General features: G+C 38.0%; 19 protein-coding genes. 5 read left to right on the plus strand and 14 right to left on the minus strand.

Going from position 1 to position 20333, the window contains the following annotated elements:
* Window positions 1-3: 3 nt before the first annotated feature.
* The 13 genes from ODE14_RS13560 to ODE14_RS13620 all read right to left on the minus strand — a co-directional run bounded on the left by ODE14_RS13560 (window position 4) and on the right by ODE14_RS13620 (window position 15000).
* Window positions 4-2094: a hypothetical protein gene (locus ODE14_RS13560; protein WP_263601806.1), complete on the minus strand. Its 2091-nt coding sequence runs from the start codon at window positions 2092-2094 to the stop codon at window positions 4-6.
* A 1-nt stretch (window position 2095) separates the two neighbouring features.
* Window positions 2096-2647 (minus strand): LptE family protein, encoded by a 552-nt coding sequence (locus ODE14_RS13565; RefSeq protein WP_263601807.1) that lies wholly within the window; start codon window positions 2645-2647, stop codon window positions 2096-2098.
* Entirely contained in the window at window positions 2637-3326 is a 690-nt protein-coding gene (locus tag ODE14_RS13570) for a hypothetical protein (protein WP_263601808.1), read from the minus strand. Before ODE14_RS13570 ends, ODE14_RS13565 begins: the two co-directional genes overlap by 11 nt.
* A 5-nt stretch (window positions 3327-3331) precedes the next feature.
* Window positions 3332-4624 carry a sigma-54 interaction domain-containing protein gene (locus ODE14_RS13575; protein WP_248389525.1) on the minus strand — a complete coding sequence of 431 codons (1293 nt, stop codon included), beginning with the start codon at window positions 4622-4624 and terminating at the stop codon, window positions 3332-3334.
* 72 nt (window positions 4625-4696) lie between these two features.
* Window positions 4697-5128 carry a hypothetical protein gene (locus tag ODE14_RS13580; protein WP_263601809.1) on the minus strand — a complete coding sequence of 144 codons (432 nt, stop codon included), beginning with the start codon at window positions 5126-5128 and terminating at the stop codon, window positions 4697-4699.
* A gap of 9 nt (window positions 5129-5137) precedes the next feature.
* Complete coding sequence (locus ODE14_RS13585; protein WP_263601810.1) at window positions 5138-5581, minus strand: DUF1016 N-terminal domain-containing protein; 444 nt, start codon at window positions 5579-5581, stop codon at window positions 5138-5140.
* A 126-nt stretch (window positions 5582-5707) separates the two neighbouring features.
* Window positions 5708-7144: a tRNA (N6-isopentenyl adenosine(37)-C2)-methylthiotransferase MiaB gene (gene miaB / locus ODE14_RS13590; protein ID WP_263601811.1), complete on the minus strand. Its 1437-nt coding sequence runs from the start codon at window positions 7142-7144 to the stop codon at window positions 5708-5710.
* Between the two features lie 124 nt (window positions 7145-7268).
* Window positions 7269-7997, minus strand: a complete 729-nt coding sequence (locus ODE14_RS13595) for an energy transducer TonB (protein WP_263601812.1) — start codon at window positions 7995-7997, stop codon at window positions 7269-7271.
* A gap of 101 nt (window positions 7998-8098) precedes the next feature.
* A complete protein-coding gene (locus ODE14_RS13600) occupies window positions 8099-8584 on the minus strand; it encodes a hypothetical protein (RefSeq protein WP_263601813.1) in 486 nt (161 codons plus the stop codon).
* Window positions 8585-8671: 87 nt separating this feature from the next.
* A complete protein-coding gene (locus tag ODE14_RS13605) occupies window positions 8672-10405 on the minus strand; it encodes a thiamine pyrophosphate-dependent enzyme (RefSeq protein ID WP_263601814.1) in 1734 nt (577 codons plus the stop codon).
* 162 nt (window positions 10406-10567) lie between these two features.
* On the minus strand, window positions 10568-11767 hold the full coding sequence (gene lysA, locus ODE14_RS13610) for a diaminopimelate decarboxylase (RefSeq protein WP_248389516.1): 1200 nt from the start codon (window positions 11765-11767) through the stop codon (window positions 10568-10570).
* A 303-nt stretch (window positions 11768-12070) separates the two neighbouring features.
* Window positions 12071-13294, minus strand: a complete 1224-nt coding sequence (locus ODE14_RS13615) for a PolC-type DNA polymerase III (RefSeq protein WP_248389506.1) — start codon at window positions 13292-13294, stop codon at window positions 12071-12073.
* Between the two features lie 179 nt (window positions 13295-13473).
* Window positions 13474-15000, minus strand: coding sequence for a DUF853 domain-containing protein (locus ODE14_RS13620; protein ID WP_263601815.1), 1527 nt, complete (start codon window positions 14998-15000; stop codon window positions 13474-13476).
* A 265-nt stretch (window positions 15001-15265) separates the two neighbouring features.
* Here ODE14_RS13620 and ODE14_RS13625 point away from each other — a divergent pair, with 265 nt between their 5' ends.
* The 3 genes from ODE14_RS13625 to ODE14_RS13635 are packed head-to-tail and all read left to right on the plus strand — an operon-like array spanning window position 15266 to window position 17376.
* The gene (locus tag ODE14_RS13625; protein ID WP_263601816.1) at window positions 15266-16675 is read left to right on the plus strand and encodes an MBL fold metallo-hydrolase; all 1410 of its coding nucleotides are present in this window, start codon (window positions 15266-15268) and stop codon (window positions 16673-16675) included.
* Window positions 16676-16678: 3 nt separating this feature from the next.
* Complete coding sequence (locus ODE14_RS13630; protein WP_263601817.1) at window positions 16679-17062, plus strand: rhodanese-like domain-containing protein; 384 nt, start codon at window positions 16679-16681, stop codon at window positions 17060-17062.
* A gap of 14 nt (window positions 17063-17076) precedes the next feature.
* Window positions 17077-17376, plus strand: a complete 300-nt coding sequence (locus tag ODE14_RS13635; protein WP_066438885.1) for a thioredoxin family protein — start codon at window positions 17077-17079, stop codon at window positions 17374-17376.
* A gap of 61 nt (window positions 17377-17437) precedes the next feature.
* On the opposite strand, the gene ODE14_RS13640 is transcribed toward ODE14_RS13635, so the two are convergent.
* On the minus strand, window positions 17438-18190 hold the full coding sequence (locus ODE14_RS13640; RefSeq protein WP_263601818.1) for a nitrilase-related carbon-nitrogen hydrolase: 753 nt from the start codon (window positions 18188-18190) through the stop codon (window positions 17438-17440).
* A 102-nt stretch (window positions 18191-18292) separates the two neighbouring features.
* Between ODE14_RS13640 and ODE14_RS13645 the strand changes: the two genes are divergently transcribed.
* Both ODE14_RS13645 and rseP read left to right on the plus strand, forming a co-directional pair.
* Complete coding sequence (locus tag ODE14_RS13645) at window positions 18293-18733, plus strand: DUF6646 family protein (protein WP_248389497.1); 441 nt, start codon at window positions 18293-18295, stop codon at window positions 18731-18733.
* A gap of 104 nt (window positions 18734-18837) precedes the next feature.
* Window positions 18838-20322: an RIP metalloprotease RseP gene (gene rseP / locus ODE14_RS13650; protein ID WP_263601819.1), complete on the plus strand. Its 1485-nt coding sequence runs from the start codon at window positions 18838-18840 to the stop codon at window positions 20320-20322.
* Window positions 20323-20333 lie beyond the last annotated feature (11 nt).

Genomic DNA, 20333 nt, shown 5'->3' on the forward strand with positions numbered 1-20333 from the left:
GATCTATCCTTTGGTTCTGAAGTCTTTTATTTCCTGAATCCTGTTTTCATAGTATTCCTTCTTTTCAGGTGTTTTTTTAATGAGGGTTTCGAAAGCCTTAATGGCTTTTGTGTAAAGCTTTTGTTCAAAATAAAGGTTGGCCAGTGTCTCCGTCATCAAATGAGAAATATCGTCTCCTTTTTCCTTTATGATAAAATTACTTTCCTCCTTCAGCTGGCTGATTTTAGGATTATTCTCGATAAAAGTCTCAATGACCTTATTTTTGACTTCTGTTTTATCTTGCTTTGTTTCCGAAGATCTGTCAATCTTAAGCCAGCTTTGCCATGTATTGATGAATCCCGGAACATTGCTGTCAAGAAGACTGGATTTTTTATTTTCCACTACATTTTCAACAGAAGAGGCTGTTTGTGTTGCTTTCTGTGCATTTTCCTGCTGTATTTCTGTTTTTTGTTCTTTCTTTTCAGGCTGAGGAATCGTCCATCCTGAGCTAAAGAATGACACATTCATCACCGGTGCTTCCTCTTTATTCTCCTTCTCCCTTTCCACAGCCGCATCTTCATCTTTTGATTCTGTAAGTTCTTCCGGCTTCGCAGGTATATTTTCAACAGGTTCGATAATTTCCGTTGTCGCTAATGAGCCCGTTTCTTCAGAAATTTCTTTTTGAACAGCTTCTGCTTTGGATTCAGCAGGAATTTCCGGCTGCGGCTGAACATTTTCTACAGGTTTACTTAATAAAGAATCAGGAAGATTAGATTCGAGTGACATTGGCTTCCATGCAGTATTTACTTCCGGAGCCTGTTCAACCGCTGCTTTATTTTCTTCTGAAATTTCTTCCACCTGTTTTTCTGAGGCTTCGGGCTGAACGTTGTTTTCAATAACGCTTTCTTTATCTGCTTCTTCAGATTTCGGTTCTTCAGTTTTTACCTCAAAACTTTGTGTTTCCGAAAAGCTAATGTCGTTTCCTGCATTTTCCGACTCTTCCTCTATTTTAGGAGTTTCGGAAGCTGCTTTCTCTTTGATTTTTTTCTCAACCTCTTCAATCAGTCTGCGCATTTCATCTTCATGCTTGCTGAAACCCGGCTGGGAAATTTCCTTTATTTTTTCATCCGTGTTCGGTTGTATTTTCACATCCGGCAGGAAAGATTCCATTCCGTGGAAGCTTAATTCGGAATCATCATGAAGGGTTTCTTTTTCCTCAGACGATGAAAGCCTTTCTTCATTAACAATTGTTTCCGTAGTGAAGTCGGCTACTTCTTCTGTATTTTCATATTCAGATTCTTTTTCAGTTTCATTTTGAGTGATCTGAACATCCGGAAGAAATGATTCAGTTTCATGGAAACTTAATTCAGAATTGTTTAAAACCTCTTCTTTTTCGGATTCGGACTTTATTTTTTCTTCTTCAATAATGGTTTCCGGTATAAAATCCTCAGCTTCAATAATTTCAGGATCTTCATCCTCCTGAAGAAATTCCTGATCTTGTAGTATTTCTTCTTTTTTATCAGGTTTTTGAGTAATAATAGAACCGGATTCCAGTGTGGATTCCAGATCAATCACCTCAACATTGTCATCTTCAAGAAAATTCTCTTCTCCTTCAAATAAAATTCTGTTTCTTTCCCCGTTTACAAAAACTGCTTTGGCTTCAGGCTTTGGCTCCGGAGGTATTCCAAAACTATTTTCATCGTCAGCAAGTATTTCTGCCGTCTCTTCAACTGTTTCAGGATGATCTTCCGAAACGGGTTCTTCTTCTCTTTTTAAAGGAAAAACAGAAGCTTTAGACCGCAATAAAAGCTGAAGCGGATTTTCCATAGGAATGATTTTTTCCTGTATCGTTCCCGCAGGAGTTTCTGCCTTAGGTTTCTGTTGGATTTTACCGTTAATCAGCTGATAAAGAATTTTTTTATCCGTGGTATATGCTGCTGTGGTAGAGAGTACTTTCTGATAATTTTCTTTATCATACAGATGAACTCCATACAAGTACAATGCTCTGATATTTTGAATATAGGGAAAAGAATTAATTTCCTCTTTCAGAAGATTGAGATCTTCCGACTGAATGCTTTTTGGGGTCTTTAATAATTCTAAAACTCTATGATTCATCTTACCAGTTCGCTACAATGTCGTTAAATATCTTATTAATAATCCTGTCGGTCGCAATTTTCACCTGAGAGCTTTCGATATCAGATTGCGATAAATTACTGTTGAATACAGCTTCATCAGAATATGACCTGTCGAAGCTTAGTTCAGGATGAAGTCTGTTTTCATAATGCACTTTCACTGTAATGGTGAGTTTATTCTGTGACTCCTGAATTACTCCTCCCGTATTTTGATTGGTTACGGTATTAGAGCTGATCGTTGTAGGTGTGATTGAATAATCCGTAATTTCACCTTCCACCAGAATATCTGGGTTTTCTTTTGTTCCTTTTAACGTTGTTCTTTGTAAAAACCTGTTCTGAATGTCTGTAGAAAACTGCTGCGAAAGCGTAGGATTTACTAAGGGTGCGTTGTTCGGGAACTCATTAATCTGAATGGTCTTTTCATCTTTAAGAGATGAGCCCGTGAAAGTGTAGCACGAATTCAGCACCGACAAACACAACAGCAAAAGCCAAACTTTTGGCTGCCCGATTTTAATATTTTTAATTTTAAAGTTCATTTTTAATTCCAATTTCCTGAATTTCATCATAGGTAACCTGCTTCAAAGCATCTTCATACGCAAAGTAATGCGCAGCATACAAAAAAGGCATGGTAAAAATCAAACCAATAAAGCATGCGATAATCCCCAACTGCGATAAGACTCCTACAGCCAGTGAATATAAAAAGATTGACAATAGATTTCCTTTAGTCATTACGGAAGAAATCTTCCATGCTTCTTTAATATCTATAATTCTTCCTAGAGAAATTAAAGCTGGCATATAGAAGCCTTTCAGACAAACGATTAAGATCGCTATATAAACGAAGATCATATAAATAATAAAAAGAGCTGGTGGACCTGCGGAAGGATCTCTGTCTGCCATCATCGGGATCATAAACAGCATCGGAATATAGATTACCATCATCCCGCCCAGCAAAACCAGTTGTATCAGAAAGTAAGGCGTAAAATCATCAAAATTGAAAATATCCCCTGCACTTACATTTCTTCCGGCTCTTAAATCGCGGCAATATTTATAAAAATTCCCTATCGCCAAAAGCCCGCAGAAAGGGATAATGGACATGATCATGGCAAGCAGAAAAGCTCCCAGCAAACTTCCGAAATTTGCTTTGTAAAACTCATATCCGTTGCTGATGTATTCTCCTATTTTAAAGTTGACCGGTTTTGCGTTAAGTTTAATCATGATTATTATTCTTCTAAGTTATATTGTTTTATTTTCCTGTACAGGGTTCTTTGGGAAATCCCCAATTCATCTGCCGCTTTGTTTCTTCTGCCTTTATGTTTTTCCAATGCTTTAATAATGAGATCCTTTTCATTGTTCTGAAGTGATAAGGATTCCGGTCTGTGCTCTTCAATTTCTATATCTTCCACATCTTCATAACTGTCGTCCTGCCCGGAAATAATAGTAGGATTCTGGATTACCGGTGCATCATTATTTTTATTTTCAAAATATAGCAATGAATTTGGCGCTACATTCTGCTGGCTTTCAGGGGTATAAATCCTATTGATCAGATTTTTTTCATGATTGCTCAGATCAGATGTACCGCGGTTTTTAATCAATTCCGAAGTTAAGGATTTTAAATCATTAATATCGTTTCTCATATCAAAGAGAATTTTGTACATGATTTCCCTTTCACTGCCGAAATCACTTTGTTTTTGAGCATTCGGTGTATTTACAACCATCGGAAGATGAGACTCCATCGGAATATACTCTGCCAGTTTCTCCGGGGTAACATGCCTGTTCCTCTCTACAACAGTCATCTGCTCAACAAGATTCCTGAGCTGACGTACATTTCCGGGGAATGTATAATTTTCGACATAATGCACCGCTCCCGGCTCAAGTTCCAGTTCCGGCATTCTGTATTTTTCGGCAAAATCGATAGCAAATTTTCTGAATAGTAAATGAATATCCCCTTTTCTTTCTCTCAAAGGCGGCATATCGATCTGCACTGTATTTAAACGATAATAAAGATCTTCCCGGAATCTTCCGTCCTGGATGGCCTTCATCATATTAACATTGGTTGCTGCAACAATTCTCACATTGGTTTTCTGGACCTGTGAAGATCCTACTTTCATGAATTCCCCGCTTTCCAGCACTCTTAATAAACGAACCTGAGTTTGCAAAGGCAATTCCCCTACCTCATCAAGGAATATGGTTCCGCCGTCTGCCACCTCGAAATATCCTTTTCTGGTTGCCGTAGCTCCGGTAAAGGCTCCTTTTTCATGCCCGAATAATTCTGAGTCGATGGTTCCCTCCGGGATCGCTCCGCAGTTTACCACAATATAAGGCTGGTGTTTTCTTTTGGATTCTGAATGGATGATTTTTGGGATAAATTCTTTCCCGACACCACTTTCTCCGATGACAAGGACTGAGATGTCTGTTGGGGCTACCTGAATGGCTTTTTCTAAAGCGCGGTTTAAGGCCGGAAAGTTTCCGATAATTCCGAAACGGTTTTTTATATTTTGAAGCTCGTTGCTCATATGTAAAGTTTTAGATTATTTTTTTACAGTTTTTGCTGTAAGTTTAGTTAAATGTTCGATTCTGTCTGAATATCAACCAATTGCACTTAAATAATCTTTATTTCTGACTTTTGAAACTTTAGTTTTAAAATATAAAATTTTAGCAAAAAATACTTGTTTGCTGTTTTTCTCGAAATTTTTAAGGAGCAGTTGATGTTTTTGCTTTTCGGCAATATTTGCTCCGTATTTATTTTTAAAACATGATTTTTGATCCTGATCAGGATAGCTTCGCCCAATAAGATCAGCAGCATTTTCTTTATGACTGATTGCAAAATTCCGTACGGATCTTTTAAGAACACTTAATTCTTTAGAAACTCCATGATCCTGCTGCAAAATCTTGCTGTATAGCCTGTACAATTGTTGGCAATCGGTGTTTTCCACAGAGCCATTGCTGACCTGCGCCGAGATGTTAGTACAGATGATTACTAACAATACACTTAGGCAATATTTATGAAGTTTCTCCATTGTCTGAGTTTAAAATGTTAATAAAATCTTGTTTTCAGTTTCATAGAATTTTCTTTCATTAGAATCTTTTATCCTCATTAACTTTAAATAGTGCGACCATGAAAGATTGAAATTAACAGAAGTTGTCTGTTGAATTATATTTGATGAATTCGTCAACACTGTTGACGAAATTTGTTCAGAATAAGTTTTATAGAAAAACCTCATTCTATCAAGATTTTCTACTGAGAATCCTTTTCCAAATTTTTCAGTAAGGCGCAAAGACAAATCTTTAAGAACAGCTTTACCATATTCTGCTCTATTTCCCCCATTCTGCTCATCCTCCACAATCATTCTTCCTATTTCGTAATAGGTAAGTACGATGGTTTGATTTACAGCTACAGCAACTTTTTTTCTTGCATTATCAAGTAATGAAGAAATATTTTGCAGAAGTTGTGTATTTTGTAAATCTTTCATTGAAAGAATATATTCTAAATTTTATTTTATCATTGAATTGCACGCAGCCCGACTTGAGTGGAGCTCTTTTTATTTTTCAAAAAATAAAAAAGCGGGAACGGAAGGCGGAAAAGCTGCCCAAATAATCTACTTTACTGTTTCCCCTAAAAGTGTACCCTGGGTGTTGTCAAAAACAAAAACATCCACCAGGTCACCAATTTTCTGGCCCTCCAGCTTATCGAATACACAAACCGCATTCTGGGAATTCCTGCCTTTCCATTGGTTTTCATTCTTTTTGGAAGTTCCTTCGATTAAAACCTGATGCACTTTTCCGACATAAGACTTCATTCTATTCCTTGACAATTCTCCCTGTAAAGCAATTACTTCCGCAAGACGTCGCTGTTTAACATCTGCAGGAATATTGTCCTCCATTTTCTTGTGAGCAGGCGTTCCCGGTCTTTCTGAATAAGCAAACATATAACCGTAATCATATTCCACTTCTCTCATTAAGCTCAATGTATCCTGGTGATCTTCCTCTGTTTCATTGCAGAAACCAACGATCATGTCCTGAGAAAAAGCGACTTCCGGAACGATTTCCTTGGCTTTTTTAATTAAATCCAAATATTCTTCACGGGTATGTTGTCTGTTCATTGCTTCCAGCATATTGTTGCTTCCGCTCTGAACCGGTAAATGAACATATTTGCAGATATTTTCGTGCTTTGCCATCATTCTGAAGACATCAAGGCTCATATCCTGAGGATTTGAGGTTGAAAAACGGATTCTCATCTGAGGAACTGCTTTCGCTACTAAATCCAGCAATTGGGCAAAATTAACAGCAGTTGCTTTCTGCATTTCAGATGCTTTGATAAAGTCTTTTTTCGGACCGCCTCCGTACCAAAGGTAAGAGTCTACATTTTGCCCCAAAAGTGTTATTTCCTTATATCCGTTTTTCCAAAGACCTTTACATTCTTCTAAAATTGAATGCGGATCACGGCTTCTTTCACGACCTCTGGTGAAAGGAACTACGCAGAATGTACACATATTATCGCATCCTCTGGTAATGGTAACATAAGCCGTAACACCGTTTCCTCCCAAACGGACAGGATTGATGTCTGCATACGTTTCTTCTTTAGAAAGAATGACATTGATGGCATCTCTTCCATCTTCGGTTTCTTTTAAAAGATTCGGTAAATCACGGTACGCATCGGGACCTACTACAAGATCTACCAATTGTTCTTCTTCCAGGAATTTTGTTTTCAGCCTTTCCGCCATGCAACCCAAAACTCCAACTGTCATATTGGGTTTTTCTTTTTTCAGGTTTTTGAACTGGGAAAGGCGCATTCTTACGGTCTGCTCTGCTTTTTCACGGATAGAACATGTATTCAGAAGGATAAGATCTGCTTCTTCTACTTTAAGCGTTGTATTATAACCCTGTTCGTTAAGAATGGATGCAACGATCTCTGAATCGGAGAAATTCATCTGACATCCATAGCTCTCAAGAAACAATTTCTTTGAGTTACCATCTTTTTCGGCAATAGCAAAAGCTTCTCCCTGTTTTGTTTCGTCTATATATTTTTCCTGCACGATAATCTTATTTAAGGTTTAAAATTTAAGGTTTGTAGCTCTACACATACAGATTTGAACTCAAAACATTAAATTTTAACTTATTGAATTTGCAAAGATACAAAATTGTGACAGAATGTCAGGATTATCTTTCACGGAAAGTTGTCGAAAAATTAAACGGATAAATTATTTTTTCTTTGATTGGAATGTTAGAGTACAAAGCCGGCTTCCATACTTTCTTAAGTCTCGAAAGTGTCCGTAAAAAGCTGACATTAAAATTTCTATCATTTATCTGCGGGTAAATTCTCGGATTGGTAATATGACCTTCTTTATCAACATAAAACTCAAGATTAATATCTCCGTTGATGTGGTAATCCATAAACAAACTCATGAATTCATCATGAAAATCTTTCTTAAGCTTCTCATAGCCACCAGGATATTGAGCAGCAATTTTAAATTTTAACGCATTATATCCTTCCTTGTAATTACTCATCACATCTTTCGGGTAGAAAATAAATTCTGTAAGCGCACCAAATTTCCCGCCTTTTACTTGCGCAGCCTTCCAATTTTTAAGATTTTTTAAAAGCATTAAAGAAATATCGTAAGCACATTTATTCTTTGAAATATTTGCAGTATCTGAATCTTTAATCAATTTAATCGTACCTTCTTTAGTCACAATAAACCTGGGCTCGTAAATTTCTTCCGCATTACACTCTTTCACATTATTTTTTACCAGATAATCATGGCTTTCTTTGTAAAAGCTGATCAGGCCTCCTTCATAAAAATCCTGCTTTTCGGGATATTCGTCTAAAATCTGAGATTTCAAGAAGGAAAAGAATACCATTGTAAGAGAAATAAAAGTTTTTTTAATCATAATTATATGTGTTATTGATGAAAATTATTGTCGCTTTTTTGAAGGAACCTTTACAACTCAAAATTAATAAGGGCAGCATGATTTCATAGTCAAAAGCACAGCTAAACATCAGTTGCGATGGTAGATAAATTCATTTTGATTTTGATTTGTGAGGTCACCGGTTTTCCATTGCAGACAGCAGGAATCCAGTTTTTCTTTATTCTTCTTACGATATATTTCATATCATCAAAGAATATACGGCTGTTGGCAACTTTGGGAGACCCTTCAATATCGGTAACTTTCCCATTTTGATCTACCGTAATGGTAAATGTAAAATCTCCGTTCAGAACATAAAAATCGGTATTGAGATAGACATACATATATTTTCTAAGAATTTCTTTATAAGCTGGAATTCCACCTTCAAAAGTAGCGGCCTGAAAATCACTGCAGTTCTTTACGGCAACCTGAAGCAAGGGTTCTTTAATATCTATTTTTAAAATACTTCTGTTATTTTCCGTAATAAAATTATCGTCCCTGTCTTCTACATCAAACTGAGCAGATGCAAAGCCTGAAATCAAAAGTGCTGATAAAAACAAAATAGCTTTCATAGGATATTTAGAATTAATAAACAAAGATAATACTTCTTCTGTTGAAAGAAAACAGCTCCATACAAAGTAAAGTATGAAGCTGCTTTTTTACAATATGTCTTTTATGTGTTTATAATTGCTTTTCACGGTGTCTAACGCTTCTTCCATTTTTCCGCCGAGCATCAGCTGAGCCATTGATTTCGTCATCCCGAGAACCTGGTCGAATTCAATTTTCGGAGGCAAGGCCAGCGCATTAGGATTGGTAAAAATATTCAGGAGATAAGGTCCGTTGTAATCGAGGCATTCTTTAATAGCAGTCTCCACTTCTTCAGGTTTGTGAACATTTTTTCCGGGATATCCCATGGCGTGAGCAATCATTGCAAAATCCGGGTTCACCATATCCGTTTCATTATCCGGCATACCTCCTACTTCCATCTCCAGCTTTACCATTCCCAGAGATCTGTTATTATATACAATAATCTTTACGGGAAGTTTATATTGAAAAATGGTTGCCATATCTCCCAAAAGCATTGAAAGTCCCCCATCTCCACACATCGCGATAACCTGTCTTCCCGGATATGCCAGGGAAGCACCGATTGCCATCGGCATAGCATTCGCCATAGAACCATGGTTGAAGGAACCCAGCATTTTTCTTGCGCCCGTTCCGGTAATATATCTGGCTCCCCAAACACAACACATTCCTGTATCTACTGTGAAAACCGCATCTTTTTTTGCTAATTTATCTAAAGTATAGGTAACAAACTCCGGCTGAATTCCGTTTTCCGTTCCGGGGTCTTTTACATAGGTCAACTGATCTTCTTTAACCTTTTCATAGAATTCCAGTTGCTGCTTCAGGAAATTTGCATCTGTTTTTTCTTTTAACAAAGGCAATAAAGCCTTGATCGTTTCCTTTACATCTCCCGCCAATCCAAGTTCAAGCTTGGCTCTTCGTCCTAATCTCTCAGGACTTTCATCAATCTGAACAATTTTATTTTTAACGGGCATGAATTTCTCATATGGAAAATCGGTACCTAAAAGAAGTAACAGATCCGCTTCATGCATTGCGTGATAAGCAGAAGGCAATCCTAAAAGCCCGGTAAGCCCTACTTCATTTGGGTTATTCGGCTGGATGGCCATTTTTCCACGGAAAGAATACCCCACCGGTGCTTTTAGATGTTTTGATAATTCCACAACTTCCGGATTGGCATCTTCTGCGCCGATACCGCAATAAACCGTTACTTTTTCGCTTTCGTTGATCAAACTGGCCAACTGGTTTAATTCTTCATCTGACGGACGAATTATAGGATTTGTCTTAAAAATCTTGTTAGACGTTGTTGCCTCTTCCGCATCCAGCTCAGATACATCGCCGGGAAGACCGATTACTGCCACTCCTTTTTTGGAAATTGCATGCTGAATGGCTGTCTGCAGCGTTCTCTGTACCTGCTCTGGCCTTGTGATCATCTGGTTGTAATGACTGCAGTCATCAAAAAGTTTTATGGTGTTTGTTTCCTGGAAATAATCCATTCCCATTTCATTGCTTGGAATCGTGGAGGCAATCACCAGCATCGGAACGTGCGAACGATGGGCTTCATATACTCCGTTAATGAGATGCACATGTCCCGGCCCACAACTTCCGGCACATACAGCAAACCCGTCCAGTTCAGCTTCGGCGGCAGCGGCATATGCTCCGGCTTCTTCATGCCTTACGTGGATCCATTCGATACTGCTTTTTTTAACAGCGATATTTAGGTGATTGAGACTGTCTCCGGTAACAGCGTAGATTCTTTTAACATTGGCTTCTTCGAGCATCTCTACAATTTGCTCTGCGATGTTTTTGGCCATAATTAATATTTTTTGGTGTTATTATTTGAACGTGAAATGGAATGGATCAAAAAAGCTTAATCCTGTAAAGATTATGCCATTAACAAATGTAAGGATTATAAAATCTGAATAAGAAATTACAAATAAAAAAACTCTACATTTCTGTAGAGTTTTTTATAAATATTAAATTACTTCAATCTGATTTTTGAGAAGATCTTCAAATTCATCTCTTTTTCTGATGAGATGCGCTTTTCCGTCTAAGAATAATACCTCGGCAGGCTTAAGTCTCGAATTAAAATTAGAACTCATTTCAAAGCCGTAAGCTCCCGCATTGTGGAATGCCAGAATATCTCCTTCTCTTACTTCATTCAGTTTTCTGTCCCAGGCAAAAGTATCGGTTTCACAGATATTTCCTACGACGGTATAAATCCTTTCCGCACCTTTTGGATTGGATAAATTTTCGATCACGTGGTAAGAATCATAGAACATCGGGCGGATCAGGTGGTTAAAACCGGAATTTACCCCAACAAAAACCGTTGCCGTAGTCTGTTTAATAACATTGGCTTTCACCAAAAGATAACCGCTCTTTCCTACCAGAAATTTCCCCGGTTCAAACCAAAGCTCAAACTTCTTTCCAGTGGATTTTGAAAATTCGGCAATTACCTTTTCTACTTTTTTACCCAGCGTTTTTACATCCGTTTCTTCTTCGGTATCCTGATATGGAATTTTAAAACCGCTTCCCATGTCCAGATATTTTAAATTCGGGAAGTGTTCAGACAATTCCAACATGATGTCCAAAGCCTGAAGAAATACATCCGGATCTTTGATCTCGCTTCCGGTGTGCATGTGCAGCCCTTCTACATTCAGGTTGGTAGACTTCATCACTCTTTCGATATGGCGTACCTGATGAATGGAAATCCCGAATTTGCTGTCGATATGCCCTGTTGAAATTTTATAGTTTCCTCCAGCGAAAATATGCGGATTGATTCTTACTAAAATCGGATAGGTATTTCCGTATTTGTTGCCAAACTGCTCAAGAATGGAAATATTATCAATATTAATGTGTACCCCGAATGTCATTGCCTCTTCAATTTCGGCAAGATCTACACAATTCGGGGTGAACAATATTTTTTCTTTGGTAAACCCAGCCTTTAGCCCGAGTTTCACTTCATTAATTGATACACAATCCAAAGAAGCACCCAGGTTCTTGACATACTTAAGAATATTGATATTGGTCAACGCCTTTGCAGCATAGAAGAACTTCGTGTGTTTAAGAAAAGATGATGTAAGTTTTTCGTATTGGGTTTTAATCGATTCAGCATCGTAAACATACACCGGTGTACCAAACTCATTGGCAATCTTCAGTAATTCTTTTGGATTCATAATTAATTAAGTAAAACTTATTTGTGTTATTAAGAAAGTACAAAGGTAATAAGAAATTGTTTACCATTTAAAATCAAATACATAGAACATTATTCTTTTGTTTTAATTTTAAAAGAATAAAAAACTTAAAAACCGCGATAAAAAAGCATTTTTCACTTTGGAAAAATCTACAAGCTTTAAACATATTACTGAAAGATCAGACAGCAGTAGAGCGCACACATCTCCGAAACTCCCATTGTTAACGGAAAATATGCGTGTTTTATCTTTTTAAATCTTGCTAAATTATTGATAAGTAAAAATCAGTTACTTAGGTAACGGCAGTGTTTCAAAATCTCCCCGCAAAAGCGCAAGTTGCAGTTCATTTACCAAATCTCCTGACTGGTATTGCAGATCGATTTTTAATTTTGAAATTTTACTCAGCGTCTGGATCTGTGTAAAAAGCTCGTAAAATCCATAGGAAGTCACCTTTCCGTTTTCAACAAGAAGAAAAAGTTTTTCACCCAGTCTTCTGCCGGATCCCAGCCAAAGCTCATTACGTTTTTTAAAATCAATTTTCTTTTTAAAAACTTCAACATCCGTATATTCTTCCAGTTTACTGATGAATTCAACAGCCTTTGCACCCTGGGTAAAAGACCTAAATTTCAGGATTGGCTTTTCAGCTTTGTTAAGCTTGTTTTTTTCAACCACATATTTTTGATTTCTGTGATAAAGCCCGAAAGGTAATATTTCCTTTTTTCTGATGCCTTTTGAATTCAGGATCAGTTTGGCAATAATATCGGTTCCGGTAAGTTCATAATTGATCTGCTCAACCGCTTTCTGAATTTCTTCCCATCTTTTGGATTTGGAATTGAAAACCTTTTTGGAAAACTTGTTGATATCCTGAACGTAATCTGAAAGAATAATTTTACCCTCTTCATTCTGGAAATACACAAAGCCTTTATCGTTCGGAAGATCCTGAGTAAGCACCTTTATCTTATTGATATAGGTTTTTGCGTTAGATTCCTCGTGCTGCTTCTGAATAATCTCGTTTTCAGTATCTTTTGAAATCAAGAGTTTGAAAAGCTCAAGCGTCGCACGTGCATCTCCATCCGCTCTGTGGTGGTTTGTAAGAGGAATACCTAAAGATTTTACCAACTTCCCAAGCGAATAGCTGACCTCATCCGGAATGAGCTTTTTAGCCAGCGGAATAGTATCTAAAGTATTGATTTTAAAATCATAACCTAATCTTTGAAATGACTGGCGAAGCATTCTGTAATCAAAATCAATATTATGCCCCACCAAAGTAGTATTGGCCGTAATTTCCACAATTCTGCGTGCAATTTCATGGAATTTCGGAGCTGTTTTTACCATTTTGGGAGTTATATTGGTGAGTTTCTGCACAAAAGGCGTGATATCGCTTTCGGGATTTACAAGAGAGATGAACTGGTCAATAATTTTTTGCCCATCATACCTGTAAATAGCAATATCTATAATGCATTCTTTTCTGTAACCTGCACCATTGCTTTCTATATCAATAATTGAATACATTTAAACTTTATACAACTTTCTTTTAGATTAATTATAACGTGTACAGACTGTACTTATCTTAAATAACACAATACATGCCATATCTTCATTAAGACAATCCTGCTAAAATAGGAAAAATTCTATCAATCTTATCAAAATTGTGCATGAATACCCTACAATAGTATTACAAAAAACATCGATTATCTTCTCCTACCGCCGAGACCCAGCATCCCTAAGATGGCCTTTGCTCCTTCCCGCATCAGCGTCCCGGTAAAAGTGCGTGCTGCTTTACTTTGCAAAATCTGCTCAACCATTCCCGGCTCTTCTTTTGCAGGCTTTGTTTTTTGATTTACAGGAGTTTCCGCTGCTGCCTGCTCCATTCTTCTTACCAGCATTTCGTACGCCGAATCACGATCAACCACGTTTTCATATTTAATAACCAAAGCAGATTGGCCTGTCAGTTCCGAAATTTCCGCATCATTAAGAACATCCATTCTTGATTCGGGAGAAATTAAATAGGTATGTACCAAAGGGGTAGGAATTCCTTTTTCGTCCAGAGCAGTCACAAAAGCCTCCCCAATTCCGAGATTCTGAATTAAAGTGGCAGCATCATAAAATTCCGTTGTGGGATAATTTCCCACTGCCTTTGTAATTTCTTTTTTATCTTTTGCTGTAAACCCCCTCAGCGCATGCTGAATTTTTAACCCTAATTGCGAGAGCACAGCCTCCGGAACATCTCCGGGTATCTGGGTAATAAAGTAAATTCCGACACCTTTGGAACGGATCAGCTTTACCATTGTTTCAATCTGCGAAACCAGGGCTTTGGAAGATTCATCAAAAATAAGATGCGCCTCGTCTATAAATAATACCAGTTTCGGCTTGCCGGTATCGCCTTCCTCAGGGAATGTCATATAAATCTCTGCAAAAAGCGAAAGCATAAATGTAGAAAATAGTTGAGGTTTGCTCTGAATATCTGCTACCCTTAAAATATTAACCACTCCTTTCCCATCTCTTGTCTCCAGCAAATCGTGTACATCAAAACTTAATTCACCGAAAAACTTTGACGCTCCCTGCTGCTCCAGTGCTACGATAGACCTCAGAATTGCCCCCAATGAAGATGATGCGATTGAACCATAATCAGCCGAGAGTTCCGCCTTTCCCTGCGGGTTTTCGGTAACATACTGAAGAACCTTTTTAAGATCATTCAGATCAATGAGAGGCAGTCCTTTGTCATCACAATATTTAAAAACAATGGCCATGATACTTTGCTGTGTATCGTTCAGCTGAAGGATCTTACTCAGCAGTACCGGCCCGAATTCCGTTACGGTAGCCCTCAGCTTTACGCCTCTTTCTCCCGAAATCGTCATTAATTCTACCGGAAAAGCCTGCGGACTGTACGGAAGCTGTGTTTTAGCATAACGTTCCTGAATAACCGGATTTTCTGTTCCTGCTTCTGCAATTCCCGAGAAATCTCCTTTTATATCCAGAACCAAGGAAGGAATTCCTTTGTGGGAAAGCTGCTCAGCAAACACCTGTAAGGTTTTGGTTTTCCCGGTTCCCGTAGCTCCTGCAATAAGTCCGTGACGGTTGATCGTCTTTAAAGGAATCGCAACATTTACTTCAGGAATCACTTCTCCGTCCAGCATGCCTTTGCCTAAAATAATATATTCTCCTTTTGATGTATACTTTGCACTCAGTTCTTCAATAAATTGTGTTTTGTCTGCCATTTGATTTTTTACATAAATATAATTTTTTTTAAAATATGAACCGGCTAAGTTTTCATTATGATTAATTTCATCCGCAAAATATTAACAAATATGCCTAACTTAGTACCACAGAATCATGTATGACTATGATAACTACCGCATATCGAGAAGGTCTGGACTTTATAGATTTATTCTATTGGCATAGATTTTTTTATTTTGCCTTTTTTCAGAAAATAAACACGATTTTTGCAGATATTAAAAAAAACTTAAAAAGTTACACCACATAATGAAAGTCGAACAAATATATACCGGATGTCTGGCTCAGGGTGCCTATTATATCGTATCCGAAAACGAGGCAGCTATTATTGATCCTTTAAGAGAAGTAAAGCCCTACCTTGATCGTCTGGAAAAAGACAATGTAACGCTAAAATATATTTTTGAAACCCATTTCCATGCAGATTTCGTTTCAGGCCATCTGGATCTGAGCAAAGCAACAGGCGCTCCTATTGTCTATGGGCCTACAGCGCAACCTGAATTTGACGCTATTATCGCGGAAGACAATCAGATTTTTGAGATCGGAAAGGTAAAAATTAAAGTTCTCCATACGCCCGGCCACACGATGGAAAGCAGCACCTATCTCCTAATTGACGAAAACGGAGTAGAAACTGCAATTTTCACTGGTGACACTTTATTCCTCGGAGATGTTGGCAGACCTGATCTTGCACAGAAAGCAACCAGCCTCACCCAGGAAGATCTCGCAGGAATTCTATATGAAAGCCTTCAAACGAAAATTATGCCGCTTGATGACAGCATTACCGTATATCCTGCACATGGAGCAGGTTCTGCCTGTGGAAAGAATATGCAGAAAGAAACCGTTGATCTATTAGGAAATCAGAAAAAAACAAATTACGCACTCAATCAGCCGGATAAGGAATCTTTTGTAAAGGAAGTTCTTGACGGGCTTACAGCGCCTCCCAAATATTTCGGGATGAACGTTGCCATGAATAAAGGGGGTTATGAAAGCCTTGACGTAGTAATGAATAAAGGATTGACCGCAATTCCTGCTGAAGATTTTGAAGCATATGCCGAAGAAACCGGTGCCTTGATTTTAGATACGAGAAGTCCGGCAGAGTTTCATAAAGGATTTATCCCTAATTCTATAAACATCGGACTCAAAGGAGATTTTGCACCTTGGGTGGGGGCATTAATTGTTGATGTAAAACATCCTTTATTATTGGTAGTAGAAAAAGGTACTGAGGAAGAAGCCATCACCAGATTAAGCAGAGTTGGATTTGATCATGTTGTAGGCTATCTGAAAGGAGGTTTCGAATCATGGAAGAACAACAGTAAAGAAACCGACGAAATAAAAAGAATTTCTCCGGAAGAATTTGCAGAGCAGTTTGATAAAACCTCTAAAGTGATCGATGTCCGTAAAATTTCGGAATATTCTGCCGAACATATTGACAACGCCTACAACAGGCCTCTGGATGAAATCAGTGAGTGGATAAATACTATTGATGATGCTGAGCATTTTTTCCTGCATTGTGCGGGAGGCTACAGAAGCATGATCGCCGCAAGCATTCTTAATTCACATGGAATCAGGAATTTCACTGAAGTGGAAGGAGGTTTTAACGGAATTAAAAAAACAGGAAAGCTTCCTACTTCTGATTTTGTATGCCAGTCTAAAACCCTGTAAATAATGAAAAGCTTCTACGGATTTTTTATTGTATTAATTTTTATATTGAACTCATGCAAAACACGCTCTTCTGCAACGCTTCCTGATAAAAATATCAAAGACGTGGTGAACAGCCCGAATGTAGTTCTTGTAGATGTAAGAGTTGCTGAACAGTATGAAGAAGGATCGGCAAAAAATGCGATTAACATTCCTTTAGCTGAACTATCTAAAAACACACAATCTCTGAAAGGAAAAAAAGTAGTTGTTTTCTGTAACAAAGGAATCCAGGCGGATCAGGCGATGGAAATCTTAAAGAAAGAAGGCATTGAAGTTTATGATGGTACAACGTGGAAAAACGTAAAAGCCATTCAGAACGAAAAACCTTCTAAAAACACTAATTTAGATTAATAAAACCCAAAACAATGTCACAAAAATTCCAGGAAATCATCAATTCTGAAAGACCTGTTTTAATAGATTTTTTTGCAACATGGTGTCAACCCTGCAAAGTACAGTCTTCGGTTCTTAATACCGTTAAAGAAAATGTAGGCGAAAGCGCGAGAATCATTAAGGTGGATGTAGATCAATATCCTGCTTTAGCGGCACAATATGGTGTGCGCGGCGTTCCTACGCTGGCCGTTTTCAAAAACGGAGAAATGCTCTGGAAGGAGAGCGGCGTTCATGATGTGAATACGCTGACACAGCTTTTAAAACAATATGCTTAAGATTAAGGCTAAGGTTGAGACCAAGATTAATACAATGTGCCTCGACCTTAACTTTTAGCCTTCATAACTCAATTTCAAAAGAATCGCGGTCATTTAAAAACTGAAAATGACCCCTGAAATCTTTTAATTCTTCTAAATGCAATTCTGCAGTAACAAGATTTCCTTCTTTTATAGAAATTTCTTTCCCGTCAGCAAAAAAACAATGGGAGCTTTCCTTATAGAAAAGATGATTTCCATCTGTCCCGATCCTGTTTAGCCCGAAAACAAAGGAAAGATTTTCGATAGCCCGCGCTTTCAACAGATGCTCCCAGGCGTCCACTCTTTTTTCAGGCCAGTTGGCGACATACAAAATTATATCATAATCGTCATTATTTCTTGCAAAAACGGGAAACCTGAGATCATAGCAGACCTGCAGTAAGATTCTAAAACCCTGATAATTAACAATGATCCGTTTCTTTCCCGGCGTATAAACCTTATCCTCTCCCGAAAAGGAAAACAGATGACGTTTGTCGTAAAAATCCACATTTCCCTCCGGATGAACAAAACACATCCTGTTGTAAAACTTACCATCTTCTTGCACAGAAGCACTTCCGCAGAAAGCCGCATTTTTATTCTTTGCCATTTCTTTCAGGAATGCAAGAGATTCCAGATTCCTGTCTGCCACTTCTGAAGCATCCATACAAAATCCTGTAGAAAACATTTCCGGTAAAAGAAAAAGATCCGCTTCCTGAAGATGCAGTTCATTTTTGATCATTTGAAAATTCTTTTCTTTATTTTTCCAGACGATATCTAAATTCAGTGCTGTAATTTTCATAAACTATGTTAAAAAACTTCACTAAAAATACGATTTTCGGATGATTTCGGTTCTATCTTTGTTGCAGATATTTTTTAAATAATAACATAAAAAGATAACTATATGAAGAAATTGTGTTTTGTGCTGATGCTTATTTTTGCAGGAGCAACTGCCAGTGCGCAGGCCTGGACAGGGAAAGGAGATCAGAAAATCAATGCAGGACTAAGCGCATGGGGCTACGGAACAGGAATTACAGGAACGTATGATTACGGACTGAACCAGCTTATTTCTGTAGGCGCCGGAATCAACGGCTATTTCAGTAATTACAAAGACAATGATGACGACAACCGTGTTTTCGTTTTTGGAAGACTGAACTTTCACTTAAAAGACGCACTGCAACTTCCCGAAAAACTGGATATCTATCCGGGAATTGATGTAGGCGTTGTAGGAAGAGATTTCGGGCTGGGAGCACATATCGGAGCCAGGTATTTCTTTACGGAGAGAATCGGGGTTTTTGCGGAAGTCGGCAACAATGGCAGTCTTGGTGTTTCTATTAATTTATAATAAATCATCATATTATATGACAAAGCTTCTCGTTTCGGGAAGCTTTTTTATTTGGCATAGTTTTGAGAATTGTTACCTTTGCAAATTAACATACAAAAGCATTAATGGAAATAGCAATCAAACTGTTTCAATTTATATTGAGCATTTCTATCTTAGTCCTTCTTCATGAGCTTGGGCATTTCTTACCCGCAAAGTGGTTCAAAACCAGAGCAGAGAAATTTTTCCTGTTTTTTGACCCGTGGTTCTCAATTTTTTCAATGAAAAAAATCAATGGAAAATGGCAGTATAAATTTCTTTCCAAAAACCTTCCGGATACCGAAATCATTGAAGTGAACGGCGAAAAGAAAGAAGTTCCCATCGATATATCAAAACTTCCGGACAGTGACTGGAGAAAACATCCCGAACAGACAAAATACGGTATCGGCTGGCTGCCTTTCGGAGGATATGTGAAAATTGCCGGAATGGTTGATGAAAGCATGGATATCGAACAACTGAAGAAGCCGGCACAGCCTTGGGAATTCAGATCGAAACCGGCATGGCAGAGACTGATTATCATGTTGGGAGGTGTTACCGTGAATTTTTTCCTAGCCTGGCTCATCTACACCTGCCTTTCTCTTTTTAATGGTGAAACATACACCGACCTTACGAAATTCAACAGCGGAATTGGCGTAACGGAAGCCGGGAAAAAAATGGGATTCCAGAATGGCGATAAAATCATAAACATCGACGGAAAACCTGCCGAAAGGCTGGAAAATGCTTCCATCAATATTTTATTGGGAGACCATGTAACCGTTTTAAGAGATGGAAAAGAAACCACTTTCCCGATTAATAAAGACGGTGTTGCGGATGTTCTGAAGCAGAAAGAAGCGAAATTATACATCCTACCAAGATTCCCAATGATTATTGATTCATTGGCAACACCATCAGCAAAAGCTTCCGGACTGGTAAAAGGAGACAAAGTAATTGCTATTAACGGACAGCCAACGCAGTATTTTGATGAGGTAGGAACTGTTCTGAATCAAAATAAAGGAAAAACAGTACAAATTGAGGTTCTTAGAAACGGCAATTCTGAAACGGTTTCTGCAGCAGTTGATAAAAATGGTAAATTAGGAATAAAAACTGCTCAAAAGACCCTTTCGAATGTTACTACCAATAAAAAATATTCTTTCGGAGAAGCGATTCCAAGAGGTTTTGTAAGAACCATTGAAGCGCTTACCATGCAGGTAAAGCAGTTTAAAATCATGTTTAATTCAAAAATTCAGGGATATAAAAACGTGGGCGGACCGATTGCCATCGTTAAAAATATGCCTGTTGACAAAGATGCGAACGGTAATATTTCTGTTAACTGGGTTGCATTCTGGAGTTTTACGGCCATGTTTTCGGTTTGGCTGGCTTTCCTGAATTTAATTCCGATTCCGGGGTTAGATGGTGGCCATGTGCTTTTCACTTTATATGAAATTATTGTTGGAAAACCGGTGCCTCAAAAAGTTCTTGAAAACGCCCAGATGATTGGTGTAATCTTCCTTTTAGGCTTAATGATCCTGATTTTCGGAAGCGATATTTTCAAAATATTTGCAGGGAAATTGTAATATGTAAAATT

Source organism: Chryseobacterium sp. PET-29, from assembly GCF_025736815.1.
Lineage (GTDB): Bacteria > Bacteroidota > Bacteroidia > Flavobacteriales > Weeksellaceae > Chryseobacterium > Chryseobacterium nepalense.